The sequence below is a fragment of the Pseudomonas sp. MF06569 genome (assembly GCF_059862735.1).
Map to the genome: position 1 here is coordinate 87,931 of NZ_JCBCUZ010000009.1, position 22,387 is coordinate 110,317.

The 22,387-nt window shown below is 54.0% G+C and carries 21 protein-coding genes and 1 pseudogene; 16 read left to right on the top strand and 6 right to left on the bottom strand.

From position 1 onward, the window contains the following. Positions 1-133: 133 nt before the first annotated feature. Together AC19YQ_RS11350 and AC19YQ_RS11355 are read right to left on the bottom strand one after the other, a co-directional pair. Positions 134-967 carry a hypothetical protein gene (locus AC19YQ_RS11350; protein WP_236710135.1) on the bottom strand — a complete coding sequence of 278 codons (834 nt, stop codon included), beginning with the start codon at positions 965-967 and terminating at the stop codon, positions 134-136. A gap of 126 nt (positions 968-1,093) precedes the next feature. After that, positions 1,094-1,669 (bottom strand): recombinase family protein, encoded by a 576-nt coding sequence (locus AC19YQ_RS11355; protein ID WP_056789451.1) that lies wholly within the window; start codon positions 1,667-1,669, stop codon positions 1,094-1,096. A gap of 112 nt (positions 1,670-1,781) precedes the next feature. On the opposite strand from AC19YQ_RS11355, the gene AC19YQ_RS11360 reads away from it, so the two are divergent. Together AC19YQ_RS11360 and AC19YQ_RS11365 are read left to right on the top strand one after the other, a co-directional pair. After that, positions 1,782-2,870: an integrase gene (locus AC19YQ_RS11360; protein ID WP_242551694.1), complete on the top strand. Its 1,089-nt coding sequence runs from the start codon at positions 1,782-1,784 to the stop codon at positions 2,868-2,870. Positions 2,871-3,418: 548 nt separating this feature from the next. Next, positions 3,419-3,784, top strand: a complete 366-nt coding sequence (locus tag AC19YQ_RS11365; RefSeq protein WP_017735521.1) for a hypothetical protein — start codon at positions 3,419-3,421, stop codon at positions 3,782-3,784. 369 nt (positions 3,785-4,153) lie between these two features. Here the strand turns inward: AC19YQ_RS11365 and mobI are convergent, their stop codons facing one another. The 3 genes from mobI to AC19YQ_RS11380 all read right to left on the bottom strand — a co-directional run bounded on the left by mobI (position 4,154) and on the right by AC19YQ_RS11380 (position 6,621). Beyond that, the gene (mobI, locus tag AC19YQ_RS11370) at positions 4,154-4,615 is read right to left on the bottom strand and encodes a conjugative transfer protein MobI(A/C) (protein WP_014754508.1); all 462 of its coding nucleotides are present in this window, start codon (positions 4,613-4,615) and stop codon (positions 4,154-4,156) included. A gap of 410 nt (positions 4,616-5,025) precedes the next feature. Then, entirely contained in the window at positions 5,026-5,607 is a 582-nt protein-coding gene (locus tag AC19YQ_RS11375; protein ID WP_017735520.1) for a hypothetical protein, read from the bottom strand. 160 nt (positions 5,608-5,767) lie between these two features. Continuing rightward, positions 5,768-6,621, bottom strand: a protein-coding gene (locus AC19YQ_RS11380) for an IS5 family transposase (RefSeq protein WP_095024594.1) whose coding sequence is annotated in 2 segments (ribosomal slippage) — positions 5,768-6,265 and positions 6,268-6,621 — 852 coding nt in all. Because the reading frame shifts where the segments join, the coding sequence is not laid out codon by codon here. Between the two features lie 346 nt (positions 6,622-6,967). Here AC19YQ_RS11380 and AC19YQ_RS11385 point away from each other — a divergent pair. The 13 genes and pseudogenes from AC19YQ_RS11385 to AC19YQ_RS11445 all read left to right on the top strand — a co-directional run. Then, a pseudogene (locus tag AC19YQ_RS11385) lies at positions 6,968-7,135 on the top strand (PAS domain-containing protein); the annotation flags it as partial. Between the two features lie 177 nt (positions 7,136-7,312). Beyond that, positions 7,313-8,422: a methyl-accepting chemotaxis protein gene (locus AC19YQ_RS11390; protein WP_371105869.1), complete on the top strand. Its 1,110-nt coding sequence runs from the start codon at positions 7,313-7,315 to the stop codon at positions 8,420-8,422. 36 nt (positions 8,423-8,458) lie between these two features. Then, positions 8,459-10,150 carry a putative bifunctional diguanylate cyclase/phosphodiesterase gene (locus tag AC19YQ_RS11395; RefSeq protein WP_500595138.1) on the top strand — a complete coding sequence of 564 codons (1,692 nt, stop codon included), beginning with the start codon at positions 8,459-8,461 and terminating at the stop codon, positions 10,148-10,150. A gap of 250 nt (positions 10,151-10,400) precedes the next feature. Next, the gene (locus AC19YQ_RS11400) at positions 10,401-10,670 is read left to right on the top strand and encodes a hypothetical protein (RefSeq protein ID WP_012274344.1); all 270 of its coding nucleotides are present in this window, start codon (positions 10,401-10,403) and stop codon (positions 10,668-10,670) included. An 880-nt stretch (positions 10,671-11,550) separates the two neighbouring features. Next, positions 11,551-12,789 carry a tyrosine-type recombinase/integrase gene (locus AC19YQ_RS11405; protein WP_500595140.1) on the top strand — a complete coding sequence of 413 codons (1,239 nt, stop codon included), beginning with the start codon at positions 11,551-11,553 and terminating at the stop codon, positions 12,787-12,789. Between the two features lie 165 nt (positions 12,790-12,954). Next, positions 12,955-13,659, top strand: a complete 705-nt coding sequence (locus AC19YQ_RS11410) for a hypothetical protein (RefSeq protein WP_500595141.1) — start codon at positions 12,955-12,957, stop codon at positions 13,657-13,659. A 63-nt stretch (positions 13,660-13,722) separates the two neighbouring features. After that, a complete protein-coding gene (locus tag AC19YQ_RS11415; RefSeq protein WP_500595142.1) occupies positions 13,723-14,016 on the top strand; it encodes a helix-turn-helix transcriptional regulator in 294 nt (97 codons plus the stop codon). Between the two features lie 41 nt (positions 14,017-14,057). After that, entirely contained in the window at positions 14,058-14,489 is a 432-nt protein-coding gene (locus AC19YQ_RS11420; protein WP_500595143.1) for a Rha family transcriptional regulator, read from the top strand. Positions 14,490-14,776: 287 nt separating this feature from the next. Beyond that, positions 14,777-14,944: a hypothetical protein gene (locus tag AC19YQ_RS11425; RefSeq protein ID WP_178110288.1), complete on the top strand. Its 168-nt coding sequence runs from the start codon at positions 14,777-14,779 to the stop codon at positions 14,942-14,944. Positions 14,945-15,431: 487 nt separating this feature from the next. After that, positions 15,432-15,710: a hypothetical protein gene (locus tag AC19YQ_RS11430; RefSeq protein WP_500595144.1), complete on the top strand. Its 279-nt coding sequence runs from the start codon at positions 15,432-15,434 to the stop codon at positions 15,708-15,710. Beyond that, a complete protein-coding gene (locus AC19YQ_RS11435; RefSeq protein WP_500595145.1) occupies positions 15,707-16,582 on the top strand; it encodes a toprim domain-containing protein in 876 nt (291 codons plus the stop codon). The genes AC19YQ_RS11430 and AC19YQ_RS11435 overlap by 4 nt, the downstream gene beginning before the upstream one ends. A gap of 127 nt (positions 16,583-16,709) precedes the next feature. Next, positions 16,710-18,449, top strand: a complete 1,740-nt coding sequence (locus AC19YQ_RS11440; protein ID WP_500595181.1) for a DUF927 domain-containing protein — start codon at positions 16,710-16,712, stop codon at positions 18,447-18,449. Next, the gene (locus AC19YQ_RS11445) at positions 18,446-18,808 is read left to right on the top strand and encodes a hypothetical protein (protein ID WP_500595146.1); all 363 of its coding nucleotides are present in this window, start codon (positions 18,446-18,448) and stop codon (positions 18,806-18,808) included. Before AC19YQ_RS11440 ends, AC19YQ_RS11445 begins: the two co-directional genes overlap by 4 nt. Before the next feature lie 359 nt (positions 18,809-19,167). Here the strand turns inward: AC19YQ_RS11445 and AC19YQ_RS11450 are convergent, their stop codons facing one another. After that, on the bottom strand, positions 19,168-19,323 hold the full coding sequence (locus AC19YQ_RS11450) for a hypothetical protein (protein ID WP_500595147.1): 156 nt from the start codon (positions 19,321-19,323) through the stop codon (positions 19,168-19,170). A 77-nt stretch (positions 19,324-19,400) separates the two neighbouring features. On the opposite strand from AC19YQ_RS11450, the gene AC19YQ_RS11455 reads away from it, so the two are divergent. Next, positions 19,401-21,248, top strand: a complete 1,848-nt coding sequence (locus AC19YQ_RS11455; protein WP_500595148.1) for a glycoside hydrolase family 19 protein — start codon at positions 19,401-19,403, stop codon at positions 21,246-21,248. The last annotated feature ends 1,139 nt before the right edge of the window (positions 21,249-22,387 follow it).

Consider the following 22,387-nt stretch of genomic DNA (forward strand, 5'->3'; position numbering starts at 1 on the left):
GCACGTCGAAGGTGCTCAATACTTGTGTTGAGCATCTTCGTTTTTATTGAACGCCTTCGACTCGCGAGAGAGTCAGCATGACTGATTCCGCAGATAAAACCCCGGCACGCCAGGCGCGCAGGTCGACCACGAACTACTTCCCAATGAAATAGAGATTGCCGTTCTTGTTGTAAATAGCGGCAGGTCGGAAGTCCTTAGGCCAATTCCGTCCAGGATAGTATGCATACATCCATTCGGTCAGGTGACGAGCAATACCCGCCAGCGCATCCATGCCGTCCTTATCAGCTCTGCTAGCGTCAGCAAATAGTTCGCCTGAGGGATCGGTCAGGAAAATCGGGCCGTAGGCTTTCTCGGCCGAAATGAATGCTGGCGCAGCGCTCGCCGGAGCGTCGAACGGTGCAGGGTTCCCAGCAGCCAAATCTGCAAGCCTGTCGTATTTCTTGCCTGATCCGTCAGCGTACTTAGCCGGCTCATGACGCAACTTTGAGATTTTCCCACCGAAGTATTTTTCTCTCGCATCAAGCCAGGCCGACCTGACCAACGCAGATGCCTCCTTTGGGTTAGACGCGAGTTCCTCAGGCACCCACGCAGCAACCTGGTAATGATAGACAGGGCCAGCGCTGCCACCACCCAGCAAGAACAACCCGACGCCAAGAGAGGCTGCCCCTGCGCTGCTAAAACCAGTTGGAGGTGACACGTATCCCAAACCTGCCGTCGCTAGACCTCCAGAGCCTCCCGAAGACCGCGGCGCGCTCAGGTTATCTGCTTCATTCCCAACCATTTCACTTGGAATATCGCGCTGACCATCGATGCGCATGGCTTCCAGAACCAGCATGGCATCGGACCATTTCTCGCGAGGAACATCTTTTGGTTCTGGCAACGTGACCTTCGGGGTACTGGAGCAACCAACCAGCGCAACCAACAGCAAGGTACCAACGCATCTCTTCACAGAAAAAAGCGTCGACATGAAAACTCCCTATTTATTCAGTGGTAGTCCGGCACACGTAGTACGCCGGAGACATCCTTCACTTGCCTGCTAGGTCATAGCGCCCAAAATTATCTGGGCAACTTCAGCGGAAAATACCACCACCACTTAAACGACCGCAGATGATTTTGGCGAACCGACGTAGCGGTAAAGCGTTGTTCGAGAAACGCCATACCGTCGGGCAACATCGGTTACCTGTATCTCAGGATCTCTGAGAAGAGCCCGTATCTCACGCACCTGACGATCATCCAGCGCAGGCTTGCGTCCACCTTTTCTCCCACGGGCACGAGCCGCAGCCAGTCCTGCACGAGTTCGTTCTCGAATGAGGTTGCGCTCAAACTCAGCCAGGGCAGCGAACACGTGAAAGATTAGCTTGCCGGCAGCGCTGGTGGTTTCGATTCGTTCAGTTATGGATTCGAAAGCCACCTCTTCCTGCTCCAAGCTACTGACAATCCCAACCAAGTCAGGCAAAGAGCGACCGAGGCGGTCCAGTCGCCAGACAACCAGAGTGTCACCATTACGCAGAGCTTTAAGGCAATGCCCCAGCTCCGGCCTGTCCGCCGACTTGCCGCTCATGGTCTCCTCGTAGACTGTTGAGCACCCAGCCAGAGCAAGTGCATCTCGCTGCAGGTCGAGGTTCTGATCATCAGTCGACACTCGGGCATATCCAATCCGCTTTCCCATACGTTTTTCTCTCACTGATTTCGGTACAGGAAAAGTGACAGGAAAGCGGTAAATCCCAAGTCCAAAAGATCAGCTGGAATATGTGTGCCGTAAACGACCGTTTACGGGACGGATGCGCTCGTCAATTTCAGGTGCTGAAAGCGACCGAAAACGAACCACAGGATATTTTTTCTTCCTCAACATTCCCTACAGCAGCTCAGCACCTGAGCTGATTGGAGGAATGACCATGAAGCAGAGTTTCCACCTACATTTTGACCGGGACTTGAGCAAGGCCGGTTCGGCGATCCTCAGGGAGGCAGTCCGGCGCGGCCTCCTCAGCCAACACGAGGCAATGATCCACGACCAGCAGTGGGCCCAGTTTAGTATTTACGCCAAGGAGTCTCATGAGGTGGACATCCTGGAGCTCGTCAATAAAAAACTGGTGCGGCAATACGGCGAAGAACTCTGTATCCAGGTGTACCACGGGAATCTCTCGCAGCAAGGCGCGGCGAACTTGCTTGAGACCGTGTATTCAGTAATGGCCCTTGCAACCGATGGTGGCTGGAAAGTCGCGACAGCTGACGTTGGCGACCGTATTGGCTTTCCTAACCATGCACGGATTACCGTCCCGCGCAGCCTTGATCAAGCGAGGTTCGAGGCAGCTGTAGAAGACGTTCAAACTCGCCTCTCTGAGCACCTGGCGGTGGTGATTATGTTAGTGCGGTATCTGGGCATTTCGCTGCGTGAAGCGTTTTTCTTCGATGCCCGAATAGCTCTGAATGACGCCAAAGCAGACGGATATCATTCGGTAAGTAACGGCAGCGAAGATCCATACGATCACCGCAAAATTAATATCTCAGGGGGCAAGCAGATCGCCGTTTTGGAAACGGCCTCGGCAGTTCAAGGTGTGCGGCACTGTCACCATCCAAGACAAGAAGCATGGCGGATATGGCGGCAAAACAGCCTACCTGCAGCTAAGGAGCTTTTGCTTGCTCATGGGTTAAATTTTGATGATTGCCGCTCAGCGTATGCCTGCGAGCTCTACGAACAATGGGCCGATCATAAAGCTCCGATTCTTGGGGGAAACGCTCCCCACGACGAGGATCTAGAGGCGCGGGATCACGTCGCCTACGAGCTCGGAAATTTGCGTATCTGGGAAACTGATGCATACGTCGGTGCCCGAGCCACCCTACTGAAGGAAGCAGCCGGTACCAGCCGCTAAGGCACTACGCAGCAGATTTGGGATTAGATCAGACGCCCTTAAACTTGGCTTACCTCGAGTCAAAGGAGTCAGGGCGTGGATCGTTTTGAATTGTTGGTATATGCGGTACTTGCGGTCATCAGTGCGCTCACCATCACAGGTGCTGTTGGCTACATGGTCGCAGCGTATCTGGACAAGAAGCGTGGCGACGATTGAGTCTTCAGCGGTATGACCAGATACCTGTAACAAACTGTCCGCTGCCTTTTCATCGGCAGCGGGCGCCTACCCGAATCCACCTGCAAGGCATCACTACTGCGATACGCAATATTTGCCACCCAAGTCCATGAGATCAGCGATGACCTTGGCTGGGTAGTCAGTTGCCGCGTCAATGCGAAAATGACCGGAGCGCCGAAGCGCTTAGATCAACGGCATGCTCGCTTCTCGATGTGGCGAATTAGCTTGCCCGGTACGCCATAACCCGTGCGCCGACTCGCAGGCAACATCTGATCTTGGGTTTTCCTAAAACTACCGGAGAGTGTCTAGCGACCTCATCTATCCGGAGCACCACCATGGAATTTCGCCACCTCGGTAACGGGCAGTACTTCCCACCCATTGCACCAAACGGTCGGGTTTACGCCGTACCTCTTGGGCAGGAAACCCAGGTAGAAATTTTCTGCCTGACACCAGTAGGCATCATGGGCGCGGGCGTCCAATCGCACTGGTCAGAAATCGTTGGTTTTTACTACGACGACGAATCATGGGAGATCATCCCGCGCAATTACTCGGGACGAGGAATGCGCTTCCGCAGAGGCCTCTCCTGCATCATGGTGATCGCCGGCAGCGAGGCTCTCACGACCCACATCCAGGGCTACCCCATCCCCATCTGCGTAATGAACCGCATTGCATTCGAACAGCAGCGATGCAGTGAAGGGTAGCGCATCACCGCCGCCATCCGCTGCGCGACACAGGTACCAGCTAGACCAGCACCTACCAATGTTTATTTTATGAAAGTGAAGCCTCTCACTGCTAATACAGATCGCAGTTGGCCAGCAGCCTTGGACGTACGCATCACTGCTAATAGCAAATATAGCCTGTGAACCCCGCATGCACTGGCCTGCTGGCTGGCAGCGAGTAGATTTAGCGCACTACACTGCTTATAGCCCGTAACCTACTCAAGCGCTGCAACATGTCGCACAGGAATTCACTGCTGATACAAGAAAGCCCCGTCAGACCATGCTGCACGGGGCTTTCGGACGCTAAAATCGGTTCAGATCCGTTCGGCACTGCTTATAGGCACTCAGCCTCTACTCTCCCGAATAGAGACCGCCATGATCAAGCGCTTGGTATCTAGACAGTTTCTTTTCATAAGCGACCAACGTCCGACGCAGCTGACGATTCTCGCTGGCAATGCTACGAATCTCAGCAAGACGCTCCTCAACCTGCAAAACCAGGCGGCGGTAAGGGTATTTAACAAACTCGAACGAGGAAGCCGGGTATTTGTGTTTGCCATTGCCCTTGGCAATAGTAAGGGGCGCGAATTTGTTTTTTTGCCCATGCAGTGGCACCAGTTTGCACCAGTAGATCGAGTACGCATTCGGGCTCGTTTGCTTGATTGACACGGCAGCTACAACAGATCTGGCCCCAGTCTTTTTGTACAGCTTCATGGACGCATCCACATAGCTTGTTACCAGGCGTCTCGCGTCCACCAACAACTGCTCATATTGCTGATCCAGCAAGGCGACTATCGCTTGCGGTTCTTTGCTCATGGCCAAGGCTCCAACTGCTTCTAGAGCCCAAATGGTGGCATCTCATCCGGTATCAAAAATTCGCTTTCAGGCGATTTTACCGTCAGAAATTTACGGAAGCGGAGTTGGCAATGCACCGCTGCCGCTCTGCCGCGCGTTAGATGGGCGGCAGATGACGACATTGCAGACGTACAGCAACATTACGTGCAAAGGATGCACAACAGACGACGACGGATGCCCTGGCTCGAGATTGAACAGAATCAACGAATGCCAAAGTGACGATAAGCAGGCAATGGCCAAGAGCTGATCCTTCTGATCGACGGCTTCCGCCCCAAGCCGGATCTTTACCGCTCGCGCTTCGAACATTGCGGTGTTGGTTCGCAAACATTCCCAACCACAAGCAGAATGGCAGTTGCGCAAAACAAAAACGGTTATGACCCGCCTTTCCCGACTGGCGAATGCAAAGTCGTAGGCAGCGCACGGGTAGCACGGAGTTCTTCCGCGATAATGGTCGCCTGCTGCAGAGCGGCACTGTCAAGAAACGAAGCGTTCAGATCGAACGTGATGGCATCGTCGTCGGAGCTTTCCTTTATCGCATAGGGCCCGAAGAGGATGTCGTTGCTTCCCTCAACATGGGGCTGGAAACGTGACAGGGGATTACGACTGTCGTTCCCATTGTGTATCGCTATCGCGGAACCATTGTCGCTATACATGGTACGCAGAACGGAGGGATCGCGCTTGCCGCTAATCCATTGCCGGGGCGTGACAGGATCGCCGTCCATTACTAGGGGCACGCGCAAGAGGTAAATTACCTCGTCCGCGTCCTCGAGCCTACTGAACGCAGCATCATAGTCCGGCTGCCTACCCAACACGCAGTCGATGTCCACCTGTATGTCGAAGAAGGCCACTTTGCCGGCATTCGCTCGCACGTCATAAAGGAGATCCAGAAGTTTTGGGCTACCTTGGTCAGCCGCGGTAGGGCAGAACGTGTACCAGCCGGAAATGACGGGCATCTCAACACCTATCACTGCTGGCGTAATAGCTGGCTCTGCCTGGCTCGGAATTGCTTTCTGGGAACTGTTTGCTGCCGGGGATGCCACAGAGCCTGACACTTCTGCTCCAGGAGGAGGTGCGCTGTCAACTGCAGGACCCTCATGCAACAAAGCCCATAATCTAGGCTTTGTACGAAAAGTATTGCCGCATGCAACGTAGGCTGCAGGCCAAGGTGACCATGGCTGCAAAGCTCTTGGCCAGCTTGTCATAGCGAGTGCCGATCCTGCGATTTTCTTTCAGCCAGCCAAACATCCGCTCAATGATGTTCCGTTGCCGGTATTTGGGCCGGTCAAACAGTCGGGGCAAGCCAGGTCGAGGTTTGCGCGGCATAGCGCGCAATGGGATTACCGGCTGCATTCGGTAACGGTGGCAGTACTGGCGCAGGTGCTCGGCATCGTATCCCTTGTCAGCCAGCAACCACCGGCTACGTTTACGCGGTCGTCCTGGCTTGCCAGCAATTCTTACAGCATCCAGCAGCGGCTGAGCGTGGGAGACATCACTGGCTTGTCCTGGTGAAAGCCTGAAATGCAATGGCACGCCATTGGCATCGCACACCATGTGAATCTTGGTGGTCAGACCGCCTCGACTGCGCCCGAAGGCATGGTCTAACGGTTCTTCAGGCCCCCCTTTTTCCCGGCGCCTGAAGAGGCTCGGGTTGCTCGTACTGCGGTGGAGTCGATCATCCAGGTGTCCAAGTCGATCAGTCCTTCCCGGTTCAGCCGAATATGCAGACGCTCCAGTACTCGCTCGAATGTGCCGTCGTCGCGCCAGTCACGAAAACGCTGATACACCGTTGACCAAGGCCCAAAGCGTTCAGGCAGGTCGCGCCAGGGAGCGCCCGAGCACAGGATCCACAGAATTCCGTGGAGAACCTGACGATCATCGTTGCGAGGACGGCCCATTTTCTGTTCTGGAGAAACCAAATCCTTGATCAGCTCCCATGACGCATCAGAAAGTTCGTAACGCCTTGCCATACGGGCCTCCAACCGGTCATGGCGGCAATTTTAGCCACAACGACTTTTCGTACAAAACCTAATTCGCACTGGCAGGGGGACTTCAACCGAAGTCACCAGTGTCAGATAATGGTTGCAGCTGAGAACCATGGCTTAGCGTACAAACATCTCAGTGCTCTGTGATTTCCCTTTATTTCGCATGACCCGTTAGTCGCGCCTTATGGCATAATGCCATTATTGCTCATGGAGACTCATCTTGCGCTCGAACCTGCCTGTCACAACCGTTGAACAAATATTTCCAGTCCAGCAGCGATTGATCTCTGCTACGGATACGAATGGGAATATTTCCTATGTGAATGACGAGTTTATGAGAATAAGTGGCTATTCTCGTGAAGAGTTGTTGGGCAGTCCGCACAATTTGGTTCGTCATCCCGACATGCCTCCAGCTGTTTTCGGGCTGATGTGGGGCTATCTGAAGGCTGGCAAAAGCTGGATGGGTATCATCAAGAATCGCTGCAAGAATGGTGACTTCTATTGGGTCAGTGCGTATGTGACACCTATTCTCGAAGATGGCCGCTTAACAGGCTACGAGTCCGTTAGAGTCAAGCCGACTCGGGAGCAAATTGATCGCGCACAAAAGCTGTATGACCGGTTGCGTGCAGGTAAAAATTCCATTCCCCAAAATCGTCATTATGCGGCATTCATGAGGAGGATGGTCTTACCTGCAACTGCGGCTGCGTTGGCAATAGGTGCGGCTAGCGTGCTGCCAAGCCTGGCAGCACAAGCGGTAACTGCCGTGCTCTTTCTCGTTACAGGATGGTGGTCCTATACGCGGCTGGAACATCAGTTGAGTCATATCATGAAATGCGCCCCTGACGCTTTTTCAGATCCGATTAGCGCCATCACTTACAGCGATACGTATGGCCCTTCAGCGCAGTTGGAAATGATATTGATTAGTGAGGATGCACGCCTTAAAACCGCACTGACTCGGCTAAGCGATCTGGCCAGCCAAGTGGCTGAAGCCGCTGCGCATTCCTCCTTACTCTCGAACCAAACTGAAAATGCCTTGCTGGAGCAGCGAGCGGAAACGGACATGACGGCAGCCGCCATGACGGAGATGGCGGCCTCAATCAACGAAGTGGCAGGGCATGTTCAAAAAACCGCCATGGAAGCGCAAGCAGCAAATGAACTGGCTGAACAAGGTGATAAAGTCGCCGGTACTTCCCGTGAGGCCATTCAGTTGCTGGCCAGTACCGTCACGAATATCAGCACTGCTGTGGATTACCTTGCCAATGAAACCCAGCAAATTATGGCTGCTGCGGGGGTGATTCAAGCCATTGCTGATCAAACCAACCTACTCGCTCTCAACGCTGCAATTGAAGCGGCTAGGGCTGGTGAGCAGGGTCGTGGTTTTGCGGTAGTAGCTGATGAAGTCCGGGCCTTGGCCGCTAAAACCCGCGTATCGACTCAACAAATTCAAAACGTCATTGAAACCCTTAAAAAAGGCGCAGATGAGGCTGTGAGCATTGCCAAACTCGGTATTCGCGAGGCCGACCACGGTGTACAGCAAGTTATAGAGGCGCAGTGTGCTCTCCAAGGCATTCGCGATGCTGTTGAACGGATCAGTGGTATGAGCCAGCAAATGGCAGCCGCTTCAGAAGAGCAGGCTAGTGTCGCTGAAGATATTGCTCGGCAGATTAATAACGTAGCGGGAACGGTTGAGAGAACAGCGAAGAATGCTAACTCCGCCGTGATTCGTGGCCGCGAACTTGAAAGTACATCCCGTGGTTTAAACTCGTTGGTTGAACGGTTCAACAGGTAGTGACCTTATGATTATTTTGGTGAATTAGGTTTATATATGAGTGCAAGATACCGTGCAGCGGTGGATGCGGCAGCTATTTTCTCGGAAACCGATAAAACCGGAATAATCACCTATGTCAATGAACAGTTCTGTGATATTTCTGGCTATAGCGCACAGGAATTGATTGGGCAAAACCACCGCATACTAAACTCAGGGCAGCATCCCCCTGAGTTCTTTATTGATATGTGGAAAAAAGTTTCACGTGGGCAGGTATGGAAAGGTGAAATTTGCAACCGTAAAAAGGATGGCAGCCTGTATTGGGTAGAGAGCACCATTGTACCCATGTACGATGATGCCAGCCAGCGGGTGCAGAAATACGTTTCCATTCGTTTCGATGTGACCGAAAAGCGGAAGTTTCTGGAAACCTTGCAATGGCAGGCTGAGCACGACGAGCTGACGGGTCTTCCAAATCGTTTTTTGCTGTCCAAAGCGCTTGATCAGGCTATTGTCAAAGCAAAGAGCCAGCCCAGCACGGTTGCCGTGGGCGTGCTTGATCTCGATGGGTTTAAGCAGATTAACGACCGCTATGGCCACGAGATAGGTGATCGTCTGTTAGTGGCGGTGGCTGATCGCCTGAAACATAGTATGCGTATCGAAGATACCGTAGCCCGTTTGGGAGGCGATGAGTTCGTGCTGATTTTGGGTGTGCGGGATCCCAAGGTGTTGGAAAGCGCCCTGCAGAGGCTTTTAGCTGCCCTTTCCGCCGTCTACATCATCGATGGCATAGGCATTAATATTTCCGCCAGTATCGGTGTGACGCTCTATCCAAACGATAATAAGAATGCCGATACACTGCTACGTCATGCCGATCAGGCTATGTATAAGGCCAAACAAAGTGGCCGTAACTGTTTCCATTTGTTTGATGTATCAAAAGATAAGATGGATAAATCAGCTTTTGATACCGTAATACGGGTTCGCCAAGCGTTACATGATGGTGAGTTATGCTTGCATTATCAACCAAAAATAAGTTTGAGCAGTGGGGCAGTGATTGGTTTTGAAGCACTATTGCGTTGGCAGCATCCGCGAGATGGACTTATATTACCGCAGTATTTTATACCGTTGATTGAGCAGAGCGATCTGATCGTGGAGATCGGCGAGTGGGTCATAGATCAGGCGCTCAGTCAAATAGAACAATGGGCGGACTTGGGTCATTCGTGGTCTGTGAGTGTAAACATTGCAGCAATACATTTCAAAAAAGAAAACCTTGTAAAGTCCCTAAAGTTTTTGCTGGACAGCCACCCTAATGTTTTGCCGCAGATGTTGGATATTGAGATTACCGAATCAGTGGTGATAGAGCACTTATCACATGTCACTCAGTGCCTCATTGCTTGCCAGGATCTGGGTGTGACATTTTCGTTGGACGACTTTGGAACCGGGTATTCATCGCTGAGCTACCTTAAACAACTGCCCACGCAGTCAATCAAGATAGACAAATCTTTTATACGCGACATACTCATCGATAAAGACAGCTTGGGGCTGACTAAGGCGATCATCGGCCTAGCGAAATCGTTTAACCGCGAGGTTATTGCTGAAGGGGTGGAAACGGTTGAGCACGAAGTGTTGCTGATGAACCTAGGTTGTGATGTAGCGCAAGGCTATGGTATTGCGAAACCCATGCCGGTAGAAAAAGTGCTATCTTGGGTGGCGAAGTTTGTCCCTGCTCATTTATCTAGAGGGGGTAATAGATAAACCGCACCGTCCACGAACTGATTGCGTCGTCGCAACCTAGTGGATTGAGCGGTTAATTCATTTATCCACCGGTAACGATATACTGTGCGTCCAATGCCATGGATTGGTTATGCGCATGGCTCGACCGACTTTCCCCATTCGCTCGAAATATATTTTTTATGATACACTATCCCAGCTGTTTTTTTCTGGAACAATGAAATAATTAATATTATCATAAACAACAAATCGATAATAATAAAGAGGACCATATATGTCGGATCAAGAGTTGATACTAGAGCAACTCCGTAACGTGAATTATGATAAGTTAAGCAAACAAGATATCGTAACAATGCTAAATGCAGGGGAACAGACTCTAGAAAATATGGCAGCATCAAGAAAAACTGCCATTGATATAATAGCAGAGGCAATGAACCAAACAAAGAATACGCTTGAGGCACTTGATTATTCTGGAAAGGTAGAAGCTGAAATCAGGAAAAATCTCAGCATACTGAGAGAGCTACTGATGACTGGCGATCTATAGCCCCCTAGACTGGGCGAATTAGTCAGAAATCTACAAACCAGTTGTAAAATCGATACCCCGCGATAACTGACACTGCGCATGTGGTTAGGCTCAATAGAGGCCATTGTCCTTCAACGCCCAGCCACCACTGCACTTTGAACAGAAACGCTCCCATCAACACACAGGCCAGAACACCTAGAGCCAGGCCAATTAACGCAAATAGCCGAGTCCCTAACCCCGGATTTCCGCCATGCCAATTCTCACTCAGGCAAAAGGGACAGTGATTCGACGAAGGCGAATAGCCCCAGAAGCCACGGCTATATGTCGCTCTCGGAACCATCGCTTTGCCACAGTTTTGACAGGTAACCATCGAGTGTTTCATACCGCACCTCAGCTCAGACGTCCTAGATGAGCCCATGGTGCGCGACCGCGGAAAAAACCCAATTGCGTGGCCCGAGCTACCCAGCGCCCCGGCCTGGGCTAGGATCAAACCCTGGTCGCCAGATAACCGATACCATGCTGTGCACGACCGACACCATCTAATGCCCGCCGGTGACTGGCTAGCTCCGCCTTGTCGCAGAACGATAATTCAGGACGCCAGTTCAACTCCTCAAATAGCCGTTCATCGAAAATATGTGCGCGGGGGCACTTATGGGGGCACTTACGCAGAATACAAACAAAAATGCATTTTAAAACAGTAACTTAGATACAAATATTTAATCCCCCCGGCTCCACCAAATGCACGTTTCCACATGTTCCCACATGGCTGGAAACACCCCAAGAAGCCCGCCCCGTGCGGGCTTTCTTGTGTCTGGGTGTATCTGAATGCCCCCGTACAGCATTGCGCTCTGTGTATGCCTCCTTGTATGCTCGCTGAATATTTGAAACTGAGGCATACACAGTGAAACGTTCGGAGATAAAGCGCCGTCCGATGGCAGATACCACCTTGGCCAGCCTTGAGCCCGAGGCCAGTACCTACCGGGAGCTGGATGGTGCCGGTCTTTATCTGCGCGTTAAGCCGACCGGACAGAAGTCTTGGGAGCTGCGCTACAAAAAAGCCGATGGCAAATGGTCTTGGTTAGGATTGGGAGGTTACGGTAAGGGTAGCCACCAGTTAACCGGCGAGCAGGCGCGCCAAAAGGCAGCAGAATTGCGCGACGGCACAGCAAAAGATGGCAGCATGCTTGCAACTCAGCGAGCAAAAAAGGCCTCAGAGCTTGAAGCCGCCAACAATACGTTTGAGCATCTGGCTCGCGAGTGGTACGCCAACAAGCGCAAAGGCTGGAGTGACGGCACGGCAACCCGGACCATCGGCGCCTTGGAACTTCATGTGTTCCCGGTCTTTGGTAAGCGCCCCTATCAAGGCATTCTGCCGATGGAGTGGATGGAGTTCCTGCGCGGCAAGGAGCAGACCGGCATTATCGAGCAGACCAGCCGGGTACGCGGCATGTGTCGGGAAATTTACGACCTGGCCCGTGTTACCGGACGCGCCACTCACAACCCGCTTGAAGGCCTGCACAAATTTCTGCTGACCAAGCCCGCCGAAAACTATGCCCATGTCTCAATCGACGAACTGCCGCCTCTGTTGCGAGCGATCAGAGCGTACCCAAGTGCGGTAGACGTTCGTATCGGTCTGCACCTTTTGTCTATGCTCGCTTGCCGACCGTCTGAGTTGCGCGAGGCCCGCTGGTCTGAGTTCGATCTAGATGGTTGTCTGTGGACCGTTCCCGCCGAACGAATGAAGCGTCGTCGTGAGCATGTGGTTCCCCTACCACGCCAAGCCGTCGAACTGCTGCGCGATCTGCACAGCCTCACAGGGTCTTATTTGCTGCTATTCCCTGGCCGCAGCGACACCACTAAGCCGCGATCCAATACCGTCTTCCTGATGGCCCTACGCCGACTTGGCTACGAAGGTCGGCAGACCGGCCACGGGTTCAGACACATCGCCAGCACGATCCTTAACGAACACGGCTTCGACGAAAACCACATTGAAGCTCAGCTATCGCACGTCAAAGATGGGATTGCCGGGGTGTACAACAAAGCTCAATACCTGGCTCAGCGCACGACCATGATGCAGTGGTATGCCGATCATCTCGACAAGCTGGCCGCCAACAACGTGGTTGAGCTAAAACGTGCATAAACTTTCGGTCAGTCAAGTGGATAAGCCGCAATCATCCACCGAGATACTAATGCTTTATTCAAAAGTGCAAATGTGCGCGAGGCCACTGCTTTGAGCTGGCTAGTAAAGTACAAGCGTTGGCTGACGCTAGCGGATGCCGCAAAGTATCTGAACAAGAGCCCAGACATGAATGTCACCGAGACGGATCTATTGTGGCTAGCTCTTGAAGGGCGTCTAAAAATCGCAGCGCGCTTTCCCTACCCCATACCCGCCACAATAGGAACAACCGAAACACTCACCGGGATCCCCGAACATATTGCCCTAGAACCTTTCCCCTTATACCCAGGCATAAAAGGGGAGTTCGACCTGCTATCCACACCGGAGACACTCCTACTGAACAAAAATGGAGACCTTGAAAGCAGCGAAATTCTGGGTGGCTTCGTGTTCAACACCGATGTACCTGGAAAAGTAGTAATGATTGGTACTCGTACCCTCCCAGAAACGGCTTACTGGGTTATTCAATCCAGAGACTTGCTTGAGTTTGAATCCAAGACTGAGGAATTTAGTAACCCGCTACCCGCTCCCCTCATAGAAAAAATTCCCACGATTGGCATATCGGAACCACTCCAGGTACAGGAAAAGCCCAAAAGAAAGACAAATCGCCAAGACCAAGCTGTCATCGAGATACTGATAGATCTCGGTTACAACCCAAAGGCCCTTCCTCCACGACAGCCGGGTTTACCGTGGGTAAAATCGGATGTCAGAAAAGCAGCACTAAACCGTAGAAATCTTTTCACGGAAAAATCCTTCGACAATACCTGGGAGCGGCTACGTGCCAGTTGGGAGATCCTAGAGCTAACGCGAGGTATCCCCTCCGAAAAAAGGGGATAGAGGGACACTTGCGGGGGAGGATACCTCCAGTAGGAGCATTGCCTCACTTACAGAGAGGTCTATATGCATCCTAGTGATCCCCCCAACAAAGCATTGATTCGCCAGACAGCGCTTTGCAACTGGCTCGACTTGTCCCGCTCAGGGCTGGATAAGCTCCGCAAAAAAGACCCAACCTTTCCGCGTCCACTCAAGGACGGAACCAAGGACAGCACCACCCGCCAAGCCGCTGCCTACTTTGTCGTGTCAGAAATTCAATCGTGGCTCCAATCCAAGATCGAAGCACGCGACGCCGCGAACGCTCCCGTCATTCCCTTCGTCGATGAGCAGCAGAGCAAGCACCAGCGGAGGATTGCCTAATGAACCCAGTCAGGTTGACTCTCATCAGGAATGAACCCCGCGTGGATAGTCGCGTACTGGCCGAGCAACTGGGCGTTAAGCCCAAGAACACGCTTGGCCTGATCGAGCGATACCTCAGCAAGTTTGAGCGGTTTGGGGTTGTTCCGTTTCAAACGGAGAAACCTGGGGCCGGTACTGTTGGTGGTAGGCCGGAACGGTTCGTGCTGCTCAACGAGGATCAGTGCTACTTCCTGCTGTCCCTCTCGCGCAACAGTGATGTTGTGGTCGAGCTGAAAGCAGACCTGATAACGGCATTCTGCGAAGCCCGATACGGGCATGCTTACCAGACTCTTGAGGCTGCAAGGAAAGAAGCGAGCCAGAGCGGTAGGCGGTTGGCTCATTGGCGCTACCAAAAGCCCCGCATGCAGCAGCACGTTGCCCACTTGAGGGAGCAACTGAAGCTCCCTCTCGAACTGAAAGGTGTATCTCCATGAACACCGCCCAGACCTTCCCGCCTCTTGCCATGCATTCCCACAATCGGTATGGTGCGCCCGTCGCTGCAAATTCAGCGCACGGGACGCCAAGCCCGGAAAGTAAAAGGAGCACAAGCTCCCACCTATCGTCGCGGAGTTTTTTTTCGTCTGCGTTTTATGGTGGCGCTGTGTGGGAGGGCCTCGGCCCTATCGGCTTCCTTTTGCGCCGATCTTGGCGGCCCGCACAGTGCTACCGCCTATCATCGCCAAGTGATGCCGGTAGCTCCCCAGCAAAAGGAGCTGTACCCATGCAACACATCCTCAGCCTCAATCCGTCCAAGATCCGCGCCCTTGCTCACCGCCGCATGGCCTTGAGCGCACTTCGCGCCGACTCATCCCTATCCGTTCGACTCAAGCGCTACAACGACCACATGACCATTGTTCGCGCCTTGGAAGTGCAAGGCGGTGCAAAGTGAACTGGTCGCTGTTGGTGCCTTTTCTGAGCGTGGCCTATTTCGGCTGCGGCGTTACAAAACGCAGTTCGTGCGCCTTGATTGCCACGACGACACCCGGTTGTAACTCGTCCATCAACTACAATCTGGAGTTGTCATCATGGGTAGCGTAAGGCCTTTAAATGGCAATCCATATGCGTGTGCCAGCACCAACAATACGCAGGGAGATTACGACGATGTCAGCGCTCCCACAGCGCCAGCCATTGACGACGATAGCTTCGCCCTGCTGATTGAGGCCTACTCTGAGCTTAGCGATTATCACGACCTAGAGAAGTGCCCAGGGCGGGCAGGCTGGCTATCGGAAATCATCGAAGAATTTAAGGCCTTAATCGACCGAGTTGATCCTTCGAGGGCCAGTGAGTGACTCAGCAAATCTTTTCGTGACGCACTCCAGTCTGTCTAACGACGCTGGGGCGAGTAGCACCAAAAGCCTCGTAACGGAATAACCACAATGATCAAAACAACCTGCAAAAAAGCGGGAATGCCGAAGGCTTGCCTGAAGAAAGTCCTCGAACTCTGGTACATCACCCATCCAAAGGTCGCCAAAGCATTGCTAGGGCCATTCTTGACTGAGACCGACGCCGAGTGCGGGCGTGTAGTGATGCACAGCACCGATACCATGGTGACTGCTTGCCTAGTCGATTCAATCGACGACTTCACCTACTCGCTCGGCGTTAACAACGGCCAAGTTTGCCGGGCCTTTGCTGACGCTGCCAAGGGGGTCGCATGACCGACTCGACGATCCTTTTCCGTGACGTGCTCCAGTCAGCCTATGGCCCGCTTGATTGGCTTCCCGTGCCAGACGGTGCAATTCATCGTTTCCACGTGCCTGACGACAAGGTCGGTACGCTTAACGGCTGGTACGTGCTGTACCTGGACAGCATCGCGTCCGGTGCGTTCGGCAGTTGGAAAACCAATGGTTCCAGCGTTTGGAGCAGTCGATCACCCGTTGATTATCGTGAAGCCGAACAGGTACGCCAGCGCATTGAGCAGGCCAGCCGCCAGCGCGAAGCCGAGCAACAAGTGCGCCAGCTCAAAACCGCGAGCCTTGCTCAACGCTGGTGGCGTGATGCCCACCCCGCCGATCCTGACCATGCCTATTTAATTGCCAAGGGAGTTCGGGCGCACAGCTTACGCCAGCGTGGTGACGAATTGCTGGTGCCGCTTTATGCCGATGGCGTGCTGGCCAACCTGCAACGGATCGCTCCGGACGGTGGTAAGCGCTTCCTGTTCGGTGGCCGGGTGAAGGGCACCTATTCACTGCTGGGTCGCATCACGCCAGGCAAGCCGCTGTGCATTTGTGAAGGCTGGGCCACGAGCGCAACGCTTCACGAAATCGGCTACACCGTCGCGTGCGCGCTGAATGCAGGGAATCTAAAACCAGTGGCGCTTGTGCTTAAAGCCGAACACTGCAACATCGAAATTATCATTGCGGGAGACGACGACCGGCGCACCGAGGGCAATCCCGGACGCACCGCCGCCAATGCCGCCGCCATTGCAGTGGGTGGACTGGTGGCGTTTCCCGACTGGCCGAACAGTGCCCCCGACACCCTGACTGACTTCAACGATCTGTACCGCTGGGAAACCGACCATGCCAAATAACGTAACCAGCCAAACGGTTGACTTAGGCGGCACGGCTGGGGCAACTGACGGCACCGATACGGCAAAAACAACCGCAAACCAAGCGGCAAAGGCCTCGTCCAAGTTTCTGACCTGTGAACCCCCGAAGATTGCACCTGTGCGCCCTTGCTGGGGTGTGTATGAACACTGGGTGAAAAATGAGAAAGCCCGCCCGCTGCGACCCGGTGTGTACTGGCACGGCTTTAAACGCACCACCGCAGATGATGAGACCGACGACGACAAAACAGATCGCCCCATCACTGACGAGTTTATCGCCAGCCCCGTGACCGTAGTAGCCCGGACAACCAATAGCGACGATGGCAGCGAAGGCCGTTTACTGCGACTGGTGACGGAGACCGGCATCAAGGAGTGGATCATACCCATGGAGGTGTTCGGCGGCAGTGGTGAGGACGCAAGGCGCCAATTGTTCGGCATGGGCGTAATCATCGCACTCAAGAAACGTGGAGCATTCATGGAATACCTACTAGACCAACGCCCTGACCAAGTGTTTGCTACCACTTGCCGTCCCGGCTGGCATGAGTCGGGCGCCTTTGTGCTGCCAGGCCGCGCCCTCGGCAGTGACAAGGTGCGTTATCAGGCCAGCGGTAAGGGACAAAACCTATTCAGCCTGCGCGGTGATCTGGTGGGCTGGAAAACCGAAGTCGCGGCCAAGTGCGAGGGCAACCCGGTACTGACCTTGGCGATTGGCTGCGCTCTAGCTGGCCCGTTGCTGAGTTTGGTGGGCGTCCTGGGTGGCGGTGTTCACCTGGTGGGCGACAGCTCTAGCGGCAAGTCACTGGCGCAACTGATTGGCTCGTCCGTATGGGGCGATCCTGGAATATTCGCCGCGTCGTGGGATATGACTAAGGGCGGTTTGGAAATCGAAGCATCGAGCCGCAATGACACCATGCTGCCTCTAGACGAGATCAAGCGGGCCGACCCAAAGCGCGTACAGGAAATGGCCTACTCACTCGCCAATGGCCAGGGCAAAGGCACCATGACTCGCGAGCGTGAAGGTAGGGCAAAACTGTCGTGGCGCCTGCTGGCGCTGTCGAGTGGTGAGCGCTCCCTATCTGAGCACGCAGCCATCGGCGGTAATGCGGCCCACGCTGGCGCTGAATTACGCATGGTGGACGTGAACGCCGGTACTCGTACCCACCGTGCCTTCGACGAGTTGCATGGCTTGGCGGGCGCCGACTTCCACCGCCTTCTGACTGTCGCTGTCGGCGCCCACCATGGGCACATCGGGCCAGCCTTCGTGGAAAAGCTGCTCGCCAGTGATGACCGCCCCGGCCTGCTGGAAGATTTCGCCGGTATTCGCGCCAAGTTCATCGAGGACAACGCACAAGCCGGACGGGTGGCGGATCGCTTCGCCGTCATTGCGCTGGCAGGGGAAATGGCTATTACCCACGGCCTTTTGCCCTGGACGCCAGGCAGTGCCCTTGCTGACTGCCAGTTGCTCTATAGCGAGTGGCTGAGTCGAGTAGGCAGCGGCAATGCCGAAGACCGGCAAATCCTATCTAGCGTTAGCGACTTCATAGCCAGGCACGGCGATAGCCGATTCTCCAATGTGAACGACCAAACGCCCGACACTAAGGTACATAACCGAGCCGGGTTCTGGGAATTATCAATGGGGAAGCGGCTGTACCTATTCAACAAACCGGCACTGATCGAGGCCGCGCACGGCCACGGATTTAATCGTGTTATCAAGGCATTAGAGGCGTCTAGCGCTCTGACGCGTCGTGACAACGGACGGAATACGAAGAACTACCGACTGCCTGGTGGCGGGCAACATCGTCTATATGTCGTCGACCAAGAAGCAATGGACATGGAAGGTGGTGGCTCATGACCGCCCCCCAAACTCCACTTACCCAGAATGCCAAAGTTCACATGAACATAAAGCCAGTGGCAACAGTGGCAACACCGGCAACAGCCTTGCGGGGCATGGCCTGTAGCCGTTGCCACCCTATAAAAAAAGTGGCAACAACTGGCAACACACACCTACGTTTCAATATATGGGCGTTTTCCTACTGCAACTTGTGGTTATCACTGTTGCCACTAAAAATACGCTGGCAACAAAATCACCAAATTGGCAATGACTGGAGGCCTCGGAAAACGGGGCTGTTGCCGATGTTGCCACTGTTGCCGGTGTTTTTTGATTCACAGGAACATGTTCTTGTGAAAAAACCGGGCTGGGTGGTGCTATGAGCCCGACTTGCCAATACTTGAGCCAGCGACAGAGGAAGTGGAAACCGAGAAGGTATCCGGTGTCCTGGTCAAAAGCATCGACCTTGTGCGTCAAGTTTTCGGAGGGCTCTAAATGAGCATCCTTCCTTCCGACTCTGATGGCTTCCTGACGGCGACGATGAAGGAAGCTCTCGACCAGATGGGCCGAGAAATCGAGGTACTTAAGGCAATTCAGAGGGACACGGCTTCAACCCTTTCGCAACTATCGTCGATTGCCAACGCATTATCTAACCCCCCACGTCCTCCCGCCCCGCACCCGTCGTCAGGGCCAGCACTACGGCCTAGGCCTGCGCCACCGGTTCCGCCACCAAGTCCTGCGCCTAGACCGCCCAGTCCGGCGCCGATACCTCCAGCCCCGCCGGCGCCCGCTGGCCCGCCAAGTCCAGACCATGGCAGTGATGAGAGCGGACGATGGCGCCCACGCAACCCTGTGCCGCCTGGCCCGGATGGCGCGCCACCTTATAGCAGTCCATCACGGCCCGGCTCCAGCAATCGCGCTACCGAGGCTATGGGGGATGCTGCCGCGAGTTTGAAAGGTGCGGCTGGGGTATTGGTGTCTGGTGCTGATGGTATCGATCCAACTGTCCAGGCAGTAAAAGAGATTGGCAGCATTTTCCAGCCAATTATGGGTGTCCTCAGGCCCATGGGGCGCATGTCCGGAATTGGTCGACGGCCTGAACAGAAAAACCAGCGTGAGAATGTAAGCTGGTACCGCCGCATCTGGAACGCCCTAAGAGCGCCAGGTGGTGGGGGCGGTGGTGGTATGGGACTGATCATGACGGCCTTGCTATCTATGCTCGGCATGATCATGGTGCCGATTAAGGCACTGGGAGCGCTGACGGGGATTACTGGACTTGTTAAAGGGCTTGGATCGTTATTCGGGGCTGGGGCTGGCGGTGGGCTGCTCAAGGGGATTCTAAAAAAGATCCCTTTCATTGGGGCGCTGATTGGTGGGGGGCTGCTGGCCAGTGACTTAATGGCCGGTGATGATCCGAACCTGACGCCTCAAGAGAACAAGACAAAGCGTTATGGCAACGTAGGCAGCAGCGTCGGAGGTCTAGTCGGCGGAATGCTGGGTATGTTTGGTGGTCCTGCTGGCGCCATAGCTGGCGCGATGATTGGTGACCAACTGGGGAGGATGATCGGAACTTGGCTATCTACCTTTGACCTGACATCGATCACTAAGGCTTGGGATGGCATGGTGGCCACAGGCGTCAAACTCCTGAGCGGAATGACCGACAGTATCAAGGAGGCATTCAGTAAGGCCGTGGATGTCGTGCTGGGCATCAAGGACACCACTCAGACAGCTAAGGACTACGTGGGCGACAAGGCCACGTCGGTCAAGGACGCAGTTCAAAATGTACTCTACAAAACATCCGCCGGGCGTCTTGGCTCTGAAGGTTCTGATGGGCGCAAGGCCGAACTGATAAAGGCGATGGACGCAGGTGGGATCACTGACCAGAAGTCGAAAGCCATGCTTATGGCCAACGTCGATGTTGAGTCGAGCGGATTCACAGAGAGCGAGGAAAAATTGAACTACAGCGCCAAGCATCTACAGGAAGTGTTCCCGAAATATTACAAGACCGCCGAGGCTGCTAGAGCTGACGTGGGTCACCCGGAGGCTATCGCCAATAAGGTTTATGGCAGCCGTATGGGAAACACCGCGACGGGCGATGGGTACAAGTACCGGGGGCGGGGAGCCATACAACTGACTGGTAAAGCTCAGTACGAGGCCATGGGAAAAGCGCTGGGCATCGACTTGGTGAATAACCCGGACCTAGCCATGGACCCTAAGTACTCCGCACAAATCGCTGTACAGCATTGGAAGGGGTCAGGCGCTAACAGAGCCGCGATGACCGGCGATGTTGTGCGTGCACGCAAACTCACGAATGGCGGTACCAATGGCCTGGCCGACGTACAGGCTAAATATGACGGTTATCTGGCTCAGGCGAAAGCTGGCGACCTGACACCCACCCGGCGAGCCGATCAGGGCAAGGTGCAAGCCCCGTACGCGGCCAATGCGGCGCTGGCCAGTACCATGTCAGCAGTCAGGGGTAGTCCACCTTTAGGCGTTATGCCGATAGGTCCAAGTCCCTCTGTGGCGTCTGGCCTATCAAGTACTCAGCCGGTGGGCGTAATGGCCCCGGCTATACCGGCCATGAGCATGGCGTCTCTCAAGCCGGTTAGCGCCAGCACGATGATCGCGCCAAGCTATGCAGCTCCTGCACCAGACGCATCACTGGTCAAGTTTCCAACCATGGCAGTAGTCGAAAAGCCACTGATGGCGCCCAGCAAGACAGCCGGTAATCAGACCATTCATATGTCGGCACCGCTCAGTCAGAACGTGGAAGACAGGCAGATTGCCCACGTCTCCAGTGGAGGCGTAGGGATGGGCATATAGCTCGCCCGTACACTGCAAACCGCCCTGCAATAGGGTTGATAGCGGTTGGGGCGGCTACCATGGTCTACGCTCAAACAAATGGCCCGCCGATGCGGGCTATTTTTTTAACGTAAAGCGCAGGAAGTTGGCCTTTTTACCGTGGCTGATAGCGAACTTATCACGCCATGAGGTTGTTGGATGTCGCACAGGACAGAGACGGAAAAACCACCGAACCGGGGACAACCAACTCCTTCCAATGCGGCCAAGTGTGTTCATAAATCGGCAAAACCGCGTGTTGTTAACGTCAGCAAGAATTCACCTATCAAAATCCCGTCGCAATGGCTGAAAAAATCGCGGTATATACAAGTGGAGAAACTGAAAGTTTGAAGACTGCTAACCAGCACCGCGACTGTGGATATGCTCAGATAATGAGCCCGAAAGGCTGGCTCTGAAATAGCAAAAAACCTTTGATTTAAAGGCTTTCAAAGGACTTTATGCTCGTGTGGACCTGTGGTTTGTGAGCTATAACGGGGCCCGGGCCTACCGGCATGCTGGCTACCCGTGCAAGACCGAAGCAGGGCTCAAACGGGCGCAAGCAGGTTGTTAACATTTGCTAACGTCCTTTTCCCATCAGGCTAACTTGCGCAAAATCGCAAGGTGAACAAATTGGTTAACCTCAACCCACCTACAAATACGCCGAATTACCGGTAAAAGCCCGGATTTGCTGGTCAAAAGCGGCCTAATCGTATGCTGCTAGGCTGTTAAGGTTTGTTAAGGTCGTTTTTCCCCCATCAGAGGGATGGTCAGACTGCAATTTTGTGCGAGCTTTTCGTGGGCTGGCGCTACATTGGTGACATTCTTGTCGTATGGCAGCTATCGAGCTGCAAGAGTCAGCACAGATGAACGAAGACCAACACCGACGCCGTATCGCATTGTGGTTAGGATCATTCCCCATGATTGCAGCCTTTGTGCTTCTGACCCTGGTGCTGCTACTGAGTGACTGTACGGCCCCGGTAATTCCGCAAATGCCTGTTGGCTCAAATCCGATCCATCCGGCGGATCAATCCACTAAAGTGATGAGCCGGGCAATCGAGCCAATTCAGGCTCAATCCCCATAGACAGAATCGGACCACTCATCCGACAGTATAAATCTGAGTCAT

Excerpts from the sequence above, each read along its gene's own strand:
- AC19YQ_RS11350 (WP_236710135.1), bottom strand. The coding sequence starts at position 967 with ATGTCGACGCTTTTTTCTGTGAAGAGATGCGTTGGTACCTTGCTGTTG.
- AC19YQ_RS11355 (WP_056789451.1), bottom strand. The coding sequence starts at position 1,669 with ATGGGAAAGCGGATTGGATATGCCCGAGTGTCGACTGATGATCAGAAC.
- AC19YQ_RS11360 (WP_242551694.1), top strand. The coding sequence starts at position 1,782 with ATGCGCTCGTCAATTTCAGGTGCTGAAAGCGACCGAAAACGAACCACA.
- AC19YQ_RS11365 (WP_017735521.1), top strand. The coding sequence starts at position 3,419 with ATGGAATTTCGCCACCTCGGTAACGGGCAGTACTTCCCACCCATTGCA.
- mobI (WP_014754508.1), bottom strand. The coding sequence starts at position 4,615 with ATGAGCAAAGAACCGCAAGCGATAGTCGCCTTGCTGGATCAGCAATAT.
- AC19YQ_RS11375 (WP_017735520.1), bottom strand. The coding sequence starts at position 5,607 with ATGCCCGTCATTTCCGGCTGGTACACGTTCTGCCCTACCGCGGCTGAC.
- AC19YQ_RS11390 (WP_371105869.1), top strand. The coding sequence starts at position 7,313 with ATGGTCTTACCTGCAACTGCGGCTGCGTTGGCAATAGGTGCGGCTAGC.
- AC19YQ_RS11395 (WP_500595138.1), top strand. The coding sequence starts at position 8,459 with ATGAGTGCAAGATACCGTGCAGCGGTGGATGCGGCAGCTATTTTCTCG.
- AC19YQ_RS11400 (WP_012274344.1), top strand. The coding sequence starts at position 10,401 with ATGTCGGATCAAGAGTTGATACTAGAGCAACTCCGTAACGTGAATTAT.
- AC19YQ_RS11410 (WP_500595141.1), top strand. The coding sequence starts at position 12,955 with ATGAATGTCACCGAGACGGATCTATTGTGGCTAGCTCTTGAAGGGCGT.
- AC19YQ_RS11415 (WP_500595142.1), top strand. The coding sequence starts at position 13,723 with ATGCATCCTAGTGATCCCCCCAACAAAGCATTGATTCGCCAGACAGCG.
- AC19YQ_RS11425 (WP_178110288.1), top strand. The coding sequence starts at position 14,777 with ATGCAACACATCCTCAGCCTCAATCCGTCCAAGATCCGCGCCCTTGCT.
- AC19YQ_RS11430 (WP_500595144.1), top strand. The coding sequence starts at position 15,432 with ATGATCAAAACAACCTGCAAAAAAGCGGGAATGCCGAAGGCTTGCCTG.
- AC19YQ_RS11435 (WP_500595145.1), top strand. The coding sequence starts at position 15,707 with ATGACCGACTCGACGATCCTTTTCCGTGACGTGCTCCAGTCAGCCTAT.
- AC19YQ_RS11445 (WP_500595146.1), top strand. The coding sequence starts at position 18,446 with ATGACCGCCCCCCAAACTCCACTTACCCAGAATGCCAAAGTTCACATG.